The sequence below is a fragment of the Bacillus sp. JJ1773 genome (assembly GCF_036962035.1).
GTDB lineage: Bacteria > Bacillota > Bacilli > Bacillales > Cytobacillaceae > Cytobacillus.
On sequence record NZ_JBALNX010000022.1, the window covers coordinates 39976 to 57121 of the forward strand.

Here is a 17146-nt window from a genome sequence, read left to right on the forward strand (position 1 = left end):
GGGGCGTTAACATACAAATGAACAAGACAATTGGAATATTAGCTCATGTCGATGCGGGAAAAACCACTTTTTCAGAACAGCTGCTTTACCATACAAAAACGATCAAGAAACGGGGACGGGTTGACCATCAAAGTACCTTTCTTGATAGCCATGAAATAGAAAGGCAGCGTGGTATTACCGTTTTTGCTGATCAAGGGATCTTTGAATTTGGGGATGCTACCTACTATTTAATTGATACTCCGGGACACATCGATTTTTCTCCAGAAATGGAACGAGCTATTCAGGTGATGGATTTGGCCGTTATTATCGTCAGTGCTGTTGAGGGGGTAGAAGGTCATACGGAGACGGTTTGGAATCTGTTGAAAAAGCACAGCATTCCAACCTTTTTCTTTATTAATAAAACTGATAGAGCCGGTGCGGATATTGACCGAGTGTTAGATGAAATACGCAGTAGTTTAACAGTAGATATTTGTGACATAACATCTTCTTTAACTGATGGAATAATGGCGGATGAATTAATCGAATTTCTAGCTGAGAGGGATGAGGAATTACTAGCATACTATTTGGATAAAGGATACGAACCTCAATTATGGATTCAAAAAATGCAAACAATGGTTCAATCAGCTCAAATTTCTCCCGTATCAAGTGGGTCAGCTCTTCAGGATATAGGTGTAAAAAGCTTTCTAGAGAAATTGGAATTACTATCAGTGACGAACTTCCCTCTGAATACACCTTTTTCCGGCAGGGTCTATAAGGTTCGTTATGAAAAAAATGGGACAAGAATCACTTTTATAAAGGCTTATACTGGTACGCTACGTGTACGGGAAGAGATGAATTATGGCGATGGAATAACGGAAAAGGTAACACAAATTCGCCGTTATAATAGCAGTCAATATGAACAAATCGATCAAGCTTGCGCTGGAGAACTTTTTGCAGTTACAGGAATTACAGGCGCATCCGTTGGTGATGGAGTTGGGGCACTAAAGGAAAAAGCTGTATACGAAATAGTGCCAACTCTTCGCTCAAAAGTCGTGTTTGAGTCCGGAGTGAATGTAAAAGAGGTTTTGCGATATTTTCGTATGCTTGAAGCAGAGGACCCTTCGCTTAATGTAAAGTGGGAGGAGAGTTTGCAGGAAATTCACCTGCATGTTATGGGAGCTATTCAGCTTGAAGTGCTAGAGGAATTAGTTAGAGATCGGTTTCATTTAAACATTGCTTTTGAAAAGCCGGAAGTTCTTTATAAGGAAACCATCGAAACAGAAGTGATTGGGTACGGGCATTTTGAGCCGCTTCGTCATTATGCAGAAGTTCATGTGAAATTAGAGCCAGGAAAAAGAAATAGTGGAATTGTTTTTGAAAGTCAGTGCCATACTGACCATTTATCCATTGGCTATCAAAATTTAGTCGGCCAGCATGTTCAAGAACGGGAGGTTCACGGTGTGCTTGCCGGCTCGCCTCTTACAGATTTAAAGATTACGCTGCTGACCGGAAAAGCTCACAATCAGCATACCCATGGGGGTGACTTTAGGGAAGCCACTTATCGGGCTTTAAGACAAGGATTAGAAAAGGCACGCAACGTATTGCTTGAACCTTACTATCAATTCAAAATCAAAGTGGATTTAGACCAAATGGGCAGGGTGTTATCGGATATTCAAACGGCATACGGCCGCTTTGATCCGCCAGTGACGGAGGGCGAAAAAGCAATTTTGACGGGAATTGTTCCGGTTGCAACCTTTATGGATTATGGAACGGTGCTGGCTTCTTTTACTCATGGCAAAGGGCGCATTGCATTAACGTTTGCAGGCTATGACCGATGTCATAACGAGCAGGAGGTCATTGAACGTATCGGGTATGATAAAAATGCGGATCCTGATTTCACATCCGCCTCTATATTTTGTGCAAAAGGACAAGGCTATTCGGTGAAATGGGCTGAGGCTGAGGGTATGATGCATTGTTTATAGGGCAATTGGGGAGGGTCCCGACTATCGGGCAGCGATGATCTCCCCACATCCCCTTATATAGCCTAAATTTGTTTCTGTCTAGAATTCGCACCTATAGCTTTAACAACTTCTACTGCCTTCTCGACATCATCATTCGTGATACCTCTATGTGTTACAAATCGGATTCGATATGGACCAGAAGAGGTTGCTAGAATCTCATGATCTCTTAAATGCTTGATAAATTCCTCGGAGTCCAGTCCGAGTCGATCAATATTCACCATGATAATATTGGTTTCCACACTATCTAAATCGATTTCAATTCCGTCAATTAGGGATAGTCCTTTAGCAAGGGTTTTTGCATGAATATGGTCTTCTTTCAAACGGTCAATCATTTCTTCTAGAGCCACAATTCCTGCCGCACCAATGATACCTGCCTGACGGGTTCCGCCTCCGAGCATTTTTCTCCACTTTCTGGATCGTTCGATAAACTCCTTTGTTCCTACTAATAGTGAGCCCATTGGAGCACTAAGTCCTTTAGATAAACAAAACTGAACGGAGTCTGCATATTTGGCCATTTCCTTAGGATGAACGTTTAAACGAGTAGCTGCATTGAATAATCTTGCCCCGTCTAAATGGATGGGAATCTGATACTCTCTTGAAAGCTGATAAACCTCTTCCATATAACTAAGCGGCAAAACCCGCCCACCTGAAAACGCATGAGTATTCTCTAAGCAAATTAAGCTAGTTCTTGGAAAGTGAATGTCATTTCCGCGAATGGCTTTCTTTATTTCAGATAAAGGCATTTGCCCATTTATACCTTTAATTGTCTTCGCCTGTACCCCTGCGATGGTTGCGAGGCCGCCAGTTTCATAGTAAAAAATATGGGAGTTCTCCTCTAAGATAACCTCATCTCCTCGCTGTGTATGGGTCAATACTGCTACCTGATTTCCCTGTGTTCCACTTGTGACAAATAAAGCGGCTTCTTTTCCGAGTAAGTCTGCCGCTATTTGCTCTAAACGATTGATAGTAGGATCATCACGATATACATCATCCCCAACCTCGGCATTGCGCATAGCATCTCTCATCTTTTCGGTAGGCATTGTAACAGTATCACTTCTTAAATCTATCGGCATTGAGTTTCCTCCTCTAAATTTCTCTATAATGTAATTTAAGCATAAAGTTTGCATAGAAACTATCAAACTATTTAAATATTGCCATAATCTGCATAAAAGGCTAGAATAGATTCACTATTGAATATAGATTAGAGGAAACAATATGACAGCACTTAAAAATTTGCATCCACTTGTATGGAATATTGTCATTGGAACGGTTTTCGGAAGAATGGCAACCTCCATGAGCATTCCGTTTTTGGCTATTTATTTAACAAATGTAAAAGGAGTTTCGCCTACTCAAACAGGGCTGATTATTGCAGTAAGTTCACTGGTCGGGATCGCAACGAGCTTTTTTGGCGGCTATTTTTCCGATCGATTTGGCAGAAAAAAAGTTTTATTAATTTCCATTTTTCTATGGGCTTTTGTTTTTATTGGCTTTGGCTTAGTGGAAGCGGTTTGGGGCTTTTTTCTTATGAACGCGCTAAATGGATTTTGTCGTTCTATTTTTGAACCGGCATCAAGAGCCTTGCTGGCGGATTTAACAGAACCGAAAAATCGACTGCTTATTTTTAACCTTCGCTATACTGCGATTAATGTCGGTGTGATTTTCGGTCCGCTCCTTGGGTTTTACTTAGGTTCATCTAAATCCACCTCTGCCTTTTTTATTGCGGCTGGTGTATATGCCCTATACGGATTATCGCTCCTGTTAACCTATCAAAGGACATCAATTAAAACTGGAATAAAAGAAAATGAGAACGCTGGTAATCGTGTCAAGTTAATCGAAGCATTGAGGATTACCAAATCAGATACCATTTTATTATGGTCGTTAATTGGTTTTATTTTGGCGATTACTGGATATTCCCAATTGTCGTCTACTCTGCCTCAATTCCTGTCGAACACTTCTCTTGTTGAAAATGGAGCTAAGACGTTTTCGATTTTATTAGCGTTAAATGCTCTTACTGTCATTTCTATCCAGTATCCGCTATTATCGATTGGAAAAAAATACTCGCCTTTAACATCCATCATGCTGGGCAGTATCATGATCAGCTTAGGTTTAATTGGCTTTGGTTTAGCTAGAGGAATGTTTGTGTGGATTATTGTCATGATTATTTTTACAGCTGGAGAAGTGTTAATGTTTAGCATGACAGATCTATTCATGGATAATATTGCAAAGCCACATTTGCGAGGCACGTATTTCGGGGCGATGGGTTTTACACAGATCGGAAATGTTATCGGGCCAGCACTTGGAGGATTTCTGCTCGATACATATGGGTATGACAAACCAATTCTTGTTTTTGGATTGCTGTGCTTATCCTCCTTACTGGCAATCCCCATACTTCTAGTGGTGATGGGGAAAATGAAGAAACAAGTATCTCGTGAAACAAAGTGAAACAAAAAAATCACGCCCAGTCTTATTATGTAGGAGGGGCGTGATTTTTTTTGAAAGAATATTTAGATCCTATTGAATAGCTGGTAATTTTATTTTCACTGTAAATTCTTGATCTTTATACACAAAATCGAGAAATCCTTGATGATCTTTGACAATATCATGGATGATTTTTGTTCCTAAGCCTTCATGATCACCTGTTTTGGTTGTCTTTCCATATGTCTGAAATAATTCATCTAATATATTTGGAGGGATTGGAAGACTATTATTTTTACAGATTAATAGATACAACCCGCTTCTTTTATAAAATTGCAATGTAATACAAGCTTGTTCCTTATGATTCCTTTGCCACTCTGAACTAGCATCAATACTATTCGTTAAAAGATTGCCAATTAATGCGACCACATGCTGATCAGAAAGGGGTAATGTTGATAAAGGCAAATCGAAATCGTAGACAACTTCTATGCCAGAAGCTTTTGCTTGCCGGTATAATTTATGCAGAACCCCAGCAACTACACCGCGTTCCCCTTTGATGGATAAATTCGTCTCTTCATACCCATCAACTAATTTATCAAGATAGCTCTTAGCCTCAATAGGCTTTCCATCCTCCAGCAAGTAGTGGATCGCAGAAACATGCTTTAAAAAATCATGTCTCTCACTCCGTACGAGACGAAATGTTTCATTGAATTGGTTATTCTGTTCTTCAAACACCTTGAGCTTTGTAGTAAATGATGTCTTCTCGGTTGCCCAAAAAACTCGCAAGCTTTCGATCCCTATAAAAATAAAAAATGGAATGAGATAGATCCATGAAGGTTTAACCATTACATATATCAAGATGAGCAATGCCTGAATGAAAAAAAGGCCGGAAGTCCATATATAGCCTAATACAGAAACCTTGATAGGGATTTTTTTATATAAAAAATAGATTAGTCCAGTTATAAGGAAGCAAGTAATGAAAATTGGAATTTGAATAGGGAGATTCTTCAGCAGTGAGTTCAGGTGAACAATCCCCAGCAAAGCCATGATCCCCCAATAAGTTTTGTTCAGTTTCAACTTTTTTCCACCTTTAAAAATAATATTGCTGAAAAAAATCTACCTTCTCCTTTGTAATCATAGCTTGTTCCTCAATGCCTTCAAAGGTGACAATATAGGAATTCTTTGCGTAGAGGGAGAAGTTCAGCACATAGTCAATATTGATGATAAACGATCGGTGTGAGCGGATGAAATCCCGTTCTCGAAGTTCGCCCTCCAATTCATTCAGCGTTTGGTATGTTTTGATCTGTCCAGATTTCGTATAGATCGTAGTAGACCTTCCGGATCTTTCTATAAAAATAATATCCTTCTTTTGAATAATATGAATATTATTTTTCTGTTTGATATAAAGCCGTCCATTGATCTCAGCAGACTTTGTTTTCTCCTTGAGCCGTTCAATTGATTGGATCAGACGTTCCTTCGGGTATGGCTTCAAAATATAGTCATGTACATTAATTTCAAAAGCATGAACAGCATAACCGCTATTTCCGGTAACAAAAATGACTGAAATATTCAGGGCGTGTGAATGAATAATATCTGCCAGTTCATACCCCGACAGGTCTGGCATCTCAATATCGGCAACTAATAAATCAATTGCTTCTTTTTTAATATGTTCATAGGCTTCTTCTGCAGATGTGGTGGAGAAGATAATTTCCACACCTTCTATACCTGAAATGATTCCATTTAATTTGTCTAAGTCAATTTTGCGATCATCTACAAGACCAATCCTCATAATGAACTCCTTTACGATAAAAAGCTCGGTTCATCCTCACAAGTGAGTCTGCTTTCATTATTTTACCATTCTTAATAGAGAATTTGTCATTTTCGCGACACGAAAAGGAATATTCGCGACATAAGTGCAGATTCCCTTTTTGTTTCCTTGTAAGATAAATACAAGAAATGAAAACAGACGGAGTGATGAAGACGATGATTCAAATTCATGAAGTGACAAAACAATTTAAGGATAAGAAGAAATATGTAACGGCTTTAAAGCATGTTTCCTTTAACGTTTCTAAGGGAGAAGTACTAGGGCTGCTAGGTGAGAATGGCGCAGGAAAAACAACCTTGCTTCGGACAATTGCTACATTACTTACTCCTACAGAAGGCCGTGTAACTGTAGGGGAATATGATACAGTAAAAAATCCAAATGAAATTAAGAAACGAATCGGCGTGCTTTTTGGAGGGGAAACAGGGCTGTATGACCGGTTAACCGCTCGTGAAAATCTTGAATACTTTGCAAGCCTTTATGGCTTAGGAAAGCATGAAACAAAAGTACGGATTGATGACCTGACGAAAATGTTTGGCATGAGGGATTATCTCGATCGAAAGGTTGGCGGGTTCTCTAAAGGAATGCGGCAAAAAGTAGCCATCGCCAGAACGCTTATTCACAATCCTGAAATCATTCTTTTCGATGAACCAACAACAGGATTAGATATTACTTCATCCAATGTATTCCGTCAGCTTGTTCATCAGCTGAAACGTGAAGGAAAGACGATTGTTTTTTCCAGCCATATTATGGAGGAAGTTTCGCTGCTTTGTGATTCGGTTGTGATGATGCATAAGGGAGAACTGGTATACAATGGAAATCTTGAAACCCTTTATAAGTCTGAAGAAAGCCGAGATCTTAATTATATTTTTATGAGCAAGCTTGTTAGAGGAGGAAACCACTATGCTTCGTAAAATTTTCTTTAAAGAATTAAAAGACTGCTTCCGTGACAGCAGAACTTTATTATTAACGGTATTGCTGCCAATTATTATGATGACTGGAATGACCTTTTTCTATGAAAAATTAATATCTAGTGATGAAGGTAAGACATATACACTGGCTGTAGATCAATCATTTGGTACAGAAGAGGAGAGCCTATTTTCTGGTTTTGAAAATATTGAATTTGTTAAATCAGCAAATCCTGAAGAAGCTCTGAATGAGGGTGAGGCTTTAGCTGCTCTTGAACTAAGTTCTAATTTTATCGAAAGCATTAATAAAGGTGAGGAGGCTTCAGTGACCATTATCGGTAATTCCTTTAGCCAGAACTCCTCGAATTTGATGAATCTAGTAAATACCGCTTTAACAGCTTACGAAAAATCGGTCACTTCAGACCGATTGGAGAAGCTAGGAACAGAATCTTCGGTCATTCAGCCTTTTGCTATTAATCAAAAGGAAATGTCTGCAGAGGATCCTAATATTAATTTAATTGCTATGCTCATTCCATTAATTTTATCAATTGCGATTGGGGTCGGTGCAGGTCCGGCTGCTTCAGATTTATTTGCTGGCGAGAAAGAAAGAAAAACAATGGAAGCTCTATTAATGACACCAGTCAACCGTTCAACACTGCTTTTTGCAAAATGGCTGACTATTGCAACTGTTGGAGCAATAACCGGAATTATCACTCTAATTGTCGTAGCATTAGAAATTGGCTTGTTAACTGAAAATCTGAAAAAGGCTGTCACTTTTGGAGAAAACGCAGGAATCATCATCGGCTTGGCTATCCTAACCTCGATTATTTATGCCATGTTCAACGCATCAATCCTTATGATTACAAGCATTATTGGCAAAACGGTAAAGGAATCGCAAAGCTATAGTACGCCTGTTATGATGCTGGCAATTATTCCAACGATGGTTATATCCGGAATTGGAATCAATGAATTAGGCTTTGAGCATTTCGCGATTCCAATCATGAACCTTTTCAGTATATTGAAGGAATTAGTTTTCGGTATTGTCAATATAGAACATATTTTAATAACGATTGCAAGTAACGTCATTTGTATGATTGTACTCTTTATTATTGGAAGAATCTTATTCATGAAGGATAAGTGGGTTATGAATTAATGAAATTAAAAGGGACGGTTCCTATTCTTACTTGGTGGAACGGTCTCTTTCTTTATTTCCGATAAAGGTTTTTTAGCTTTTTTCATAGAATATTAGGGTATATAACAAAATTTGAAAAAAGGGATTATGATGCCTAAATATAAATTTTTGGAAAGATTATTATTTCCGCCAACATATTTAAACAAGGTGAAGCTGCAAAGCACATTGCATGGAAAGACAATCCTTATTACGGGTGCAAGCTCAGGTATTGGGGAGCAGTTAGCCTATATGCTAGCGGAGCTAAATGTCCATTTACTATTAGTAGCAAGAAGAGAAGAGAAGCTGTTGACGATGAAAAAAGAAATTGAAAAGTCAGCAGCAATAGTTAGTATTTTTCCAGCAGATTTAAGAGTGGATGAAGAGATGCAGGGACTGCTGACATTCATTCGACACCTGCCTTCCGGATTGGACATCGTTGTTAGCAATGCGGGAATATCAATTAATCGATCTATTATGCATTCCCTAGATCGGTACCACGATTTTACCCGTACGATGGCCATTAATTATTTTGCACCGGTTCAACTACTGTTGTCAGTTATTCCGATACTTGAAAAAAATAAAGGTCAGATCATTAATGTTTCTACTATAAACGCTTTACTGCTGCCATTTCCCTTTTGGGCTGCATACCAGGCATCCAAGTCAGCCTTTGATACATGGCTTCGGTCCGGAGCTCCTGAATTGAATGCAAAGGAGATTTCAACCACAACGATCTATCTGCCATTAGTTAAAACACCAATGATCCTGCCAACAGCTGCTTATCAAAAAATGCCTGCCATGTCCTCCGAGCATGTTGCCAAAATCATTTGCCAAACGATGTATACAAAAAGAAAAAGGTACAGTCCATGGTGGCTAATATTTGGGCAGCTTGCATCAATAGTTTTTAGAGGAATGTGGGAAAGATTTAGCCCAATTATCTTAAGAAAAAAGGGGAAATGAAACTTGAATATATTAAAACTCATATTCGTTTTATATAAAATCAAATTACTTTCCCCTTTAGGCTTATATAGGTTACTGGCAGCGATTTCAAAGAACGGAATCAATATCATGACTCTCCTGCAAATTGCAAAAGGGACATACGGGAACAAAGTTGCATTAGTAGACGATAATGAAACAATAAGCTACAACCAATTATTCTTTCAATCCGAAAAGCTTTCTATGGTTCTATTAGAAAAATACGGGCTTAGTGGCGGTCAGAAAGTAGGTTTTCTGTGTAAAAATCACGCTTCATTAGTCAGATCTATTTTTGCTGTTTCTCGATTAGGAGCAGATATTTATTTACTCAATCCTGAAATGAGCCAAAATCAGTTTAAATCACAATTGGAAAAACATCATTTTGACTTCCTTGTATATGATCCGGAGTTAAGGACGATTATCGAACATGCAAACTACACAAAAGAAATGGTTATGAGTTATCATGATCATCTGCCTGCAATCAATCAGTTAATGACCACAAATCTAATTAAGGAAATAAAATTGCATAGAACTTCAATGGGAAAAATCATGCTGATGACTGGCGGCACGACAGGAAAATCAAAGGAAGCCCCTCATAAACCATCACTATTTCATTATTTAAATCCATTTGTCAGTTTGCTCACTAGACTTAAGCTTATAAAATACAATCCTGTTTATATTGCTACTCCTATCTACCATGGCTATGGTGTTGCTGTATTATTTTTATTTATCGCATTAGGAAAAAAAGTGGTGATCAGCAAAGGGTTTCAGGCTCAAAAAGCCTGCCAGCTTATTCGAGAACACAAGGTTCAAGTCGTAACGGTCGTGCCTCTAATGATCCATAAAATGTTAAAGCATAATGCTGAGGATTTAAAATCTCTTTCATGTATAGCTTCCGGCGGTGCACAGCTTAATCCTAAACTTGCAGATGAGGTTTTTCATAAATTAGGAATTGTCTTGTGCAATTTGTACGGCACTTCGGAAACGGGCTTAAATATTATTGCAGCCCCGCAGGACTTAAAGTATTCAGTTCATACGATTGGAAAGAGAATAAATGGCGTCCCCTTAAAAGTACTGGATCAAAATAAGGATGAGGCAGAAGACGGTACAATTGGACAATTTTGCGTGAAAAGTAAGTGGTCATTTAGAAATAGGAAGGCTTCTTGGATTGAAACAGGTGATTTAGGTTATCGTGATCATAATGGGTATTATTTTTTATGCGGAAGAAAGGATGATATGGTTGTTTCCGCTGGAGAAAATGTGTACCCGATTGAATTGGAGCAGGTTCTTATCCAACATAATCTTATAGAAGATGTGGCTGTGATCGGCATGAATGACGAACAATTTGGACAGAGGTTGAAAGCATTCGTGAAACCAATGAGACATGCTAACCTTAAAGAAGAGGAGATTTTTGAGTGGCTGCGCCCTAGAGTTGCAAGGTTTCAAGTTCCAAAAGAGATCGTTTTCATCGATCAGATGCCATATACTCCTTTGGGGAAACTTGATAAAAAGCGGTTAAAAAATATGGAAGGATAAGTGTCTTGTCTACTAAAGCTTTTGGATAAAATAATAGGTCTACCTGATAGAAATTTGTAAATTGAGGAGAGAATGCATATGAACAATCTGACAAAGTTTAAAATATTTAAACCGGCAAATGAAGTATTTGAAGCCTTCGTGGATCCATCAAAAATTGGTAACTTTTGGTTTTCGTCAAGTTCTGAAAAATGGGAAGCGGGTAAGATCATTACATGCAGATATGATGAGTACAATGCCGAAGGCGAACTAAAAATGATAGAAATCATTGAAAATAAAAAAATTGTGTTCCAATGGGGTGCGAATGGAGAGGAGCATAATGTCACCATTTCACTAGATGAACTAGATGATTCAAGTACAATTATTGAAGTTAATGAAGAAGGTTTTAATGAGGAAGCTGATGATTTCATCAGCCAATTGATAGATAATAAGGAAGGCTGGGTTTATATGCTTACCTGTTTAAAGGCTTATCTTGAATTTGGGGTGAATAAATTAAGAGCTGGAATAGTTAAATAATAACCCTTCAAGTTTCATTGCCCCAACGATCTGTTGGGGCTTTTGAATATCATAAATTTAAATAATCAATAATGCACTTACCAAATACACTACAATCGCTATAGCCCCGCCTATAGCAGAAACCTTCAATTTATAGCGGGCATAGTCGACAAGAGAGAGGTCGAGAATAGATGCAGTTGTAATGGTTGTATCACCAAGCGGCGAGGTGATTGCCCCAAATGCTCCGCTGGCAAATACAGCCCCTACGGTCAAAGGGATAGAAGCCCCGGTAGAAACGGCTAAGGTGATTCCCAGAGGCATAAATAATCCCCAAGTTCCCCACGATGACCCTATAAAATAGCCGACTATCGATCCGATCAAAAATATCGTTGCAGGGGTCATAAAAGCAGGTAAAAAGGTTCCTAATGTTGACCCAATAAATTCTGAAAAGCCAAGATCTTCGGCCGACAAAGTTAATGCCCAAATCAAAATAAGGAGACTGATGGCCTGCATCATTTGATTACCTCCATCGTAAAAGTGATACAGGACTTCACTCAATTTTTGTCTCCTTATCATATAAAAGGTGAAGGTTAAAATAAGTGAAATAAAAACTGCCAAAAGCATGACAAACGTGGCATCTGCCATGGAGAATGCTTCAAAAATGGTTTTGGCCCCGAGGGAAGTTCCGTTTTGCCATAATAGAAATAACGATAATGCCAGCAAGATAAAGACTGGAAAGATTAAATGCCACGGCTGTGCTTTTACTAAAGACAATTCCTTTTTGATGCCCAATCGATGGAATTCATGTTCTTCATGCTCACTATGTTCCTGATTCGCTGTTGCTTTGGGATTCATCATTTTCTTAGAAGGCGGCAAAAAGGTTTGGATAATTCCGATGACTAACATGATGATGGCATAAAAATTAAATAAAATACTTAGTAAAAATATTTGATAGGGTGACATTCCTAAGTCTAAACCTTGGATTCCCCCGGCCACTAAAGAGACCATAAATCCGACAAAGGCTGTGGCTACTGGTAATAAGACGATAACGGACTCTGTCGATATATCTAGTGTCATGCCCACCTTTTGCCTTGAAAGGTTCATTTTATTAATGAGAGATTTAACAATCGGTCCAATCATCATAATCCGAAACATTGGCATCATAAACGTAAACGGAAGGGTCAGCCAAATAAGCCCAAGCAGCCCGCGCTCGGTCTTTATACGTTTTCCAATCCATTCTGAAAAGCCTTTAATGCCCCCTGCGATATTCATCATTCCAACCAGACCGCCAAATAAATATAAAAACCCGACAATCTTAATATTTGTATCGTTAGATAAAGTTTTGACGACATAGGAAATCGCCTGCTGAGTACCGGCTAATAGATCAGATGATACTAGGATAGATCCAACCAGAAGCCCAACAACAAGTCCCGGCAGAATGTCTTTTAACCATATAGACATGGAAATGACGATGATAAATGGTAATAAAGAAAGCCAAGCGTGCTCCAAAATGGTTCCTCCCCTTAGCCTGTTTCTATTTAAACGTTAGAGATATACATAAAGCCCAAGTTACTCATTCACTAAGCTAGTATTGCCAAATCCAGCTTGTGATTATTACTAATGGTTTTAAGAGGCCCCTTAAAATAATAAAAAAACCAGCAAGGAGTTTTGGTTCTCCATTACCGATTTTTTCGTTTTATACTTTATTCTCTTACGCCAATGAAGGGCTTAAGTTGGTAATATACTAATGTCATAATTACGTCTACTAGGGTAATTCTTGGATTAAACGGACATACGTTCCGTTATTTCGCTAAAATGCTTCATTTTTACGTGATTTTTATTAATTAATGTACTCAGTGTCCGACCACACCTCCAAAATAGCGTTATTATGAAAATAATGTTCTCAGTGTCCGCAAAAAGTTAAAACTTTTGAGAACGGGTGCCTGAACTGAACAGAACAAGTAAAAAAAAACGCATGGATTTCATTATTAGCCATGCGTTTTTGGAGAAACTACTTCAATTAGATATCACGAAACACACTTTCTAAGTCATCATAACCACGATGATCCTTCAAACTAGGATTATCAGATTCAAGTGTCCACTCATCATTTTCTTGTACTAATTCACCTTGATCATTTTTAAGATAAGGGCTATGAATATGGAACGTTTTCCCCTCTTTATTCACAGTATATCCTAGGTAGTACCGATCACCTTCACCATGTTCCTCAAAAATACCAATATCATCAATACCATATTTTTCGATATAGGATTGAAACGGCTGCTGTAATTCATTAATGATTTGTTCTCGTGGTAAAAATTCCATAGAAATTTGCTCCTTCCAATTAATCCTATACTTAATATGGCATTCTTTAGATCTTTTCATTAATAAAAGGAATGAAATTCTTCCGTAGTTGTATTTTTAGTCGTTCAGTAAATGATGAAGGATTCTTTCTCGGTTCTCAAAAAATTGTTTCATCATTCGGAAATGTCCCGTTTCTTCAAGCTGAGTTTCTTTTGCGCCATCCTCTGTAAATTCGATAATGGCAGCATTCGGATAAGACATGATGATGGGTGAATGAGTGGCAATAATGAATTGGGAATTTTGACGGACTAATTCGTGAATTCTTGCCAGCATGGATAATTGTCGCAGGGGAGATAACGCTGCTTCTGGTTCATCCATAATGTAAAGGCCGTTTCCCCCAAACCGATTCATGAAAGTTGCCCAAAAAGATTCCCCATGTGACTGTTTATGAAGTGACACGCCTCCGAAAGAATCGATAACTTTCGGGCTTGTCCCGAATTCCCTATCCATTTCCTCAATATTAGACGCTACATTATAGAAGGTTTCTGCTCGAAGAAAGAATCCATCACTAGGTTTTATAACTCCCTTCACCAACCTAATATAATTGTCTAATTCCGAATGGGAATCATAAGTAGCAAAATTGAAATTAAATGAACCGCCTTCCGGATTAAATCCAGCCGCAACCGCAATCGCTTCCAATAAAGTTGATTTCCCCATGCCATTATCACCCACAAAATAAGTTACATTCGGATGAAAGGATAGCTCATCCAGCGTTTGAATGCTAGGTAAATTAAATGGGAATTTGTTAAAGGAAGGGATATGATCACGTTTAAGTTTAATCCCTCTTAAATAATCATTTTCTATAAAATGCTCCATGCTTAATTCTCCTATGATTTGAATTTGTTTTATTTTAACAAACAATTGGAAATTATTCCTTTAAAGGATAGTAAAATGTAATAAAAGAAATCAAACATAAAAAAAGGATAAATGAAATGAAAATTTTAGCTTTAGACATTGGGGGTACTTCTATTAAGACGGGGGTATGTGATCAAAACGGGCATCTGGGTCATGTATATTAGAGTATTGCCTTTAAAAGAATGGAGATGAAACATGAAAATCATTAAAGTGAAGAATTATGAAGAGATGAGCAAAGAAGCGTCAAAATTCATTATTGAAAAAGTTCGAAAGACTCCAAAAATGAAACTGGGCTTTGCCACAGGGGAGACTCCGGAAGGGCATGGTACTTCTCTAATTGAAAACAATTTATCCCGGTTAAAAGACTATCTTGATTTTGCGGCTGATAGAATAATCATTTTGCCAGGTGAAAGCGAGGTTGAATAAATGAAAATATTAGCAATTGACATTGGGGGCACTTCAATAAAAATAGGTTTATGTAATAAGCATGGGCATTTTGAAGTGATGAAAGAATACGAAACTAAAGTTAGGAATAGTGAAGGAAACTTAGTTGAAAAACTAATTAATCTAATCTCAGAATTCCATGAATTTGATGCAATCGGGATTAGTACGGCAGGTCTAGTAAATAGTGAAGAAGGTTATATATATTCTAGTGAAAACATTCCAGATCTGTCGGGAGTAAACGTAAAGGATATTTTAGAGAAGGAATTTAGTATCCCCGTTTTAGTAGAAAACGATGTGAATGCAGCTGCCCTAGGTGAAAAGTACTTTGGTGTAGGTAAGGGCTTAAATGATTTTCTTTGTCTAACTTATGGTACCGGAATTGGCGGGGCAATTGTTCTAGAATCTAAGTTATATAAAGGGAATAAGGGGATAGCCGCTGAATTTGGCCATATGATTACGCATCCACAAGGTCATAAATGCGGATGCGGTCGTTTAGGATGCTATGAAACTTACGCATCGACTTCTGCATTAGTCAAAAAAGCAAAAAAAATAAATAAAGATTACCTAAATGGAAGAATTATTTTTGCTGAGGAAAATCAAAAAGATCCAAAACTAGCAAAAGTTATACAAGATTGGACCTTTGAAGTTGCTCTAGGCCTAACCTCCCTTATTCATATATTTGATCCCCCTGCTATTATTATTGGCGGCGGGGTAATGGAACAGGAACACCTCATTAAGAAGATTTCGATGAAAGTAAAAGAATTAATCATGGAAAATTATTCAGATGTATCAATTATAAAAGCATCTCTTGGAAATAAAGCTGGGATATATGGTGCTGCTTCATTGCACCTGAAAAGCGAAAATTGAAAAGTCAGGAACCTAACAAGGGTGTGATGAAGTGAACAACCTAGGTCGTGAAAAATTATTGTTGAAGAATATTAATATTTATTCCCAGACAGGAATAATCAACAATGGATTTATCAAATTAGAAGCTGGAAAGATAGCTGAAATTGGCGAAATGGCAGATTTAAAAAGTGTTAATGTCTATGGCTTTCAAGAACTAATTACACCTAAAAATTATACAGTGATACCGGGGCTGATTGATGTTCATATTCACGGAGTAGACGGGGCAGATTTCATGGACGGAACGAAGGAAGCCCTTGATACGATGGCAGCTGCACTTCCAAAGGAAGGAACAACTAGCTTTATTGCCACAACTATGACCCAGTCAGAGGAAGCAATTGCAAATGCATTAATCAACGCGGGAGAATATATAGAAAACCAGAATAATAGGAATCAAGCTGAAGTACTTGGCGTTCATCTTGAAGGCCCTTTTATTAATAAAGAAATGTCGGGTGCTCAGCCCGTTCAATATATTATTGAACCTAATGTAGAAATATTTAAAAAATGGCAAGAGCTAGCGAAAAATCATATTAAACTAGTTACTTTGGCCCCTGAAATTGATGGAGGAATAGAGCTTATCGGTCACTTGAAAGAAACAGGCGTCATTGCTTCAATTGGCCACTCAGATGCTACATATGAAGTGGTTATTGGGGCAATTGAGGCCGGAGCAACTCATGCCACGCACCTTTTTAATCAGATGAGTGGATTGCATCATCGCGAGCCAGGTGTCGTAGGTGCGGTATTTTTAAGAAAGGAATTAAGAGTAGAGTTAATTGCGGATGGAATACATGTTAAACCTGAGATTGTGAAACTAGCCCATAAAATGATAGGCTCTGACCGGATTATCTTAATCACAGATTCTATGAGAGCCAAATGTTTAAAAAATGGAAGCTACGATTTAGGCGGTCAAGAAGTTACTGTACAGGATGGAAAAGCTGTATTAAGCAATGGCACCTTGGCTGGTAGTATATTGAAACTAGGACAAGCGATAAAAAATATGATGTCCTATACGGGCTGCACACTAGAGGATGTCATCCGAATGGGATCAGCTAATCCTGCAATACAATTTAATGCCTTTGATAAAAAAGGCAGCCTTGCTGTTGGGAAGGATGCTGATTTAGTCATTTTAGATGAGAATTATGATGTGTATATGACACTTTGCCATGGCACAATTGCATATAGCAAAGGCGCATCTCCTTGAAAATCATAATCAGGATTAAATTAAACGAGAGGCCATCTTTTAAGGTTTCCTACCTTACCAGATAG

Annotated in this window: 16 protein-coding genes; 10 read left to right on the plus strand and 6 right to left on the minus strand. The window is 38.1% G+C overall.

The genetic code is table 11. From position 1 onward, the window contains the following. The first annotated feature begins 17 nt into the window (after positions 1–17). The gene (locus V7127_RS05040) at positions 18–1961 is read left to right on the plus strand and encodes a translation factor GTPase family protein (protein WP_335484076.1); all 1944 of its coding nucleotides are present in this window, start codon (positions 18–20) and stop codon (positions 1959–1961) included. Positions 1962–2023: 62 nt separating this feature from the next. Here V7127_RS05040 and ltaE read toward each other — a convergent pair whose 3' ends face one another. Then, positions 2024–3073 carry a low-specificity L-threonine aldolase gene (gene ltaE / locus V7127_RS05045; RefSeq protein WP_335484078.1) on the minus strand — a complete coding sequence of 350 codons (1050 nt, stop codon included), beginning with the start codon at positions 3071–3073 and terminating at the stop codon, positions 2024–2026. Between the two features lie 142 nt (positions 3074–3215). Here ltaE and V7127_RS05050 point away from each other — a divergent pair, with 142 nt between their 5' ends. Beyond that, positions 3216–4442: an MDR family MFS transporter gene (locus tag V7127_RS05050; RefSeq protein ID WP_335484080.1), complete on the plus strand. Its 1227-nt coding sequence runs from the start codon at positions 3216–3218 to the stop codon at positions 4440–4442. Between the two features lie 69 nt (positions 4443–4511). Here the strand turns inward: V7127_RS05050 and V7127_RS05055 are convergent, their stop codons facing one another. After that, the gene (locus tag V7127_RS05055; protein WP_335484082.1) at positions 4512–5492 is read right to left on the minus strand and encodes a sensor histidine kinase; all 981 of its coding nucleotides are present in this window, start codon (positions 5490–5492) and stop codon (positions 4512–4514) included. Between the two features lie 13 nt (positions 5493–5505). Next, positions 5506–6207: a LytR/AlgR family response regulator transcription factor gene (locus tag V7127_RS05060; RefSeq protein ID WP_335484143.1), complete on the minus strand. Its 702-nt coding sequence runs from the start codon at positions 6205–6207 to the stop codon at positions 5506–5508. A 191-nt stretch (positions 6208–6398) separates the two neighbouring features. On the opposite strand from V7127_RS05060, the gene V7127_RS05065 reads away from it, so the two are divergent. From V7127_RS05065 to V7127_RS05085, 5 genes are all read left to right on the plus strand, one after another. Then, positions 6399–7151 carry an ATP-binding cassette domain-containing protein gene (locus V7127_RS05065; RefSeq protein WP_335348006.1) on the plus strand — a complete coding sequence of 251 codons (753 nt, stop codon included), beginning with the start codon at positions 6399–6401 and terminating at the stop codon, positions 7149–7151. Then, entirely contained in the window at positions 7141–8298 is a 1158-nt protein-coding gene (locus tag V7127_RS05070) for an ABC transporter permease (RefSeq protein ID WP_335484084.1), read from the plus strand. Before V7127_RS05065 ends, V7127_RS05070 begins: the two co-directional genes overlap by 11 nt. 147 nt (positions 8299–8445) lie before the next feature. Beyond that, on the plus strand, positions 8446–9273 hold the full coding sequence (locus V7127_RS05075; protein WP_335484086.1) for an SDR family NAD(P)-dependent oxidoreductase: 828 nt from the start codon (positions 8446–8448) through the stop codon (positions 9271–9273). 3 nt (positions 9274–9276) lie between these two features. After that, the gene (locus V7127_RS05080) at positions 9277–10824 is read left to right on the plus strand and encodes an AMP-binding protein (RefSeq protein WP_335484088.1); all 1548 of its coding nucleotides are present in this window, start codon (positions 9277–9279) and stop codon (positions 10822–10824) included. 78 nt (positions 10825–10902) lie between these two features. Beyond that, the gene (locus V7127_RS05085) at positions 10903–11337 is read left to right on the plus strand and encodes an SRPBCC family protein (RefSeq protein ID WP_335484090.1); all 435 of its coding nucleotides are present in this window, start codon (positions 10903–10905) and stop codon (positions 11335–11337) included. Positions 11338–11394: 57 nt separating this feature from the next. Here V7127_RS05085 and V7127_RS05090 read toward each other — a convergent pair whose 3' ends face one another. The 3 genes from V7127_RS05090 to V7127_RS05100 all read right to left on the minus strand — a co-directional run bounded on the left by V7127_RS05090 (position 11395) and on the right by V7127_RS05100 (position 14494). Next, entirely contained in the window at positions 11395–12825 is a 1431-nt protein-coding gene (locus tag V7127_RS05090; RefSeq protein WP_335484092.1) for a Na+/H+ antiporter NhaC family protein, read from the minus strand. Positions 12826–13336: 511 nt separating this feature from the next. Beyond that, positions 13337–13699: a DUF5634 family protein gene (locus V7127_RS05095; protein ID WP_335484094.1), complete on the minus strand. Its 363-nt coding sequence runs from the start codon at positions 13697–13699 to the stop codon at positions 13337–13339. A gap of 36 nt (positions 13700–13735) precedes the next feature. Next, positions 13736–14494 (minus strand): AAA family ATPase, encoded by a 759-nt coding sequence (locus tag V7127_RS05100; RefSeq protein WP_335346362.1) that lies wholly within the window; start codon positions 14492–14494, stop codon positions 13736–13738. Positions 14495–14728: 234 nt separating this feature from the next. Between V7127_RS05100 and V7127_RS05105 the strand changes: the two genes are divergently transcribed. From V7127_RS05105 to nagA, 3 genes are read left to right on the plus strand one after another with little or no spacing between them, the layout of a single operon-like run. Continuing rightward, positions 14729–14959: a hypothetical protein gene (locus V7127_RS05105; protein ID WP_335354875.1), complete on the plus strand. Its 231-nt coding sequence runs from the start codon at positions 14729–14731 to the stop codon at positions 14957–14959. Next, a complete protein-coding gene (locus tag V7127_RS05110; RefSeq protein ID WP_335354876.1) occupies positions 14960–15844 on the plus strand; it encodes an ROK family protein in 885 nt (294 codons plus the stop codon). Between the two features lie 31 nt (positions 15845–15875). After that, positions 15876–17081 (plus strand): N-acetylglucosamine-6-phosphate deacetylase, encoded by a 1206-nt coding sequence (nagA, locus tag V7127_RS05115; RefSeq protein ID WP_335484096.1) that lies wholly within the window; start codon positions 15876–15878, stop codon positions 17079–17081. The last annotated feature ends 65 nt before the right edge of the window (positions 17082–17146 follow it).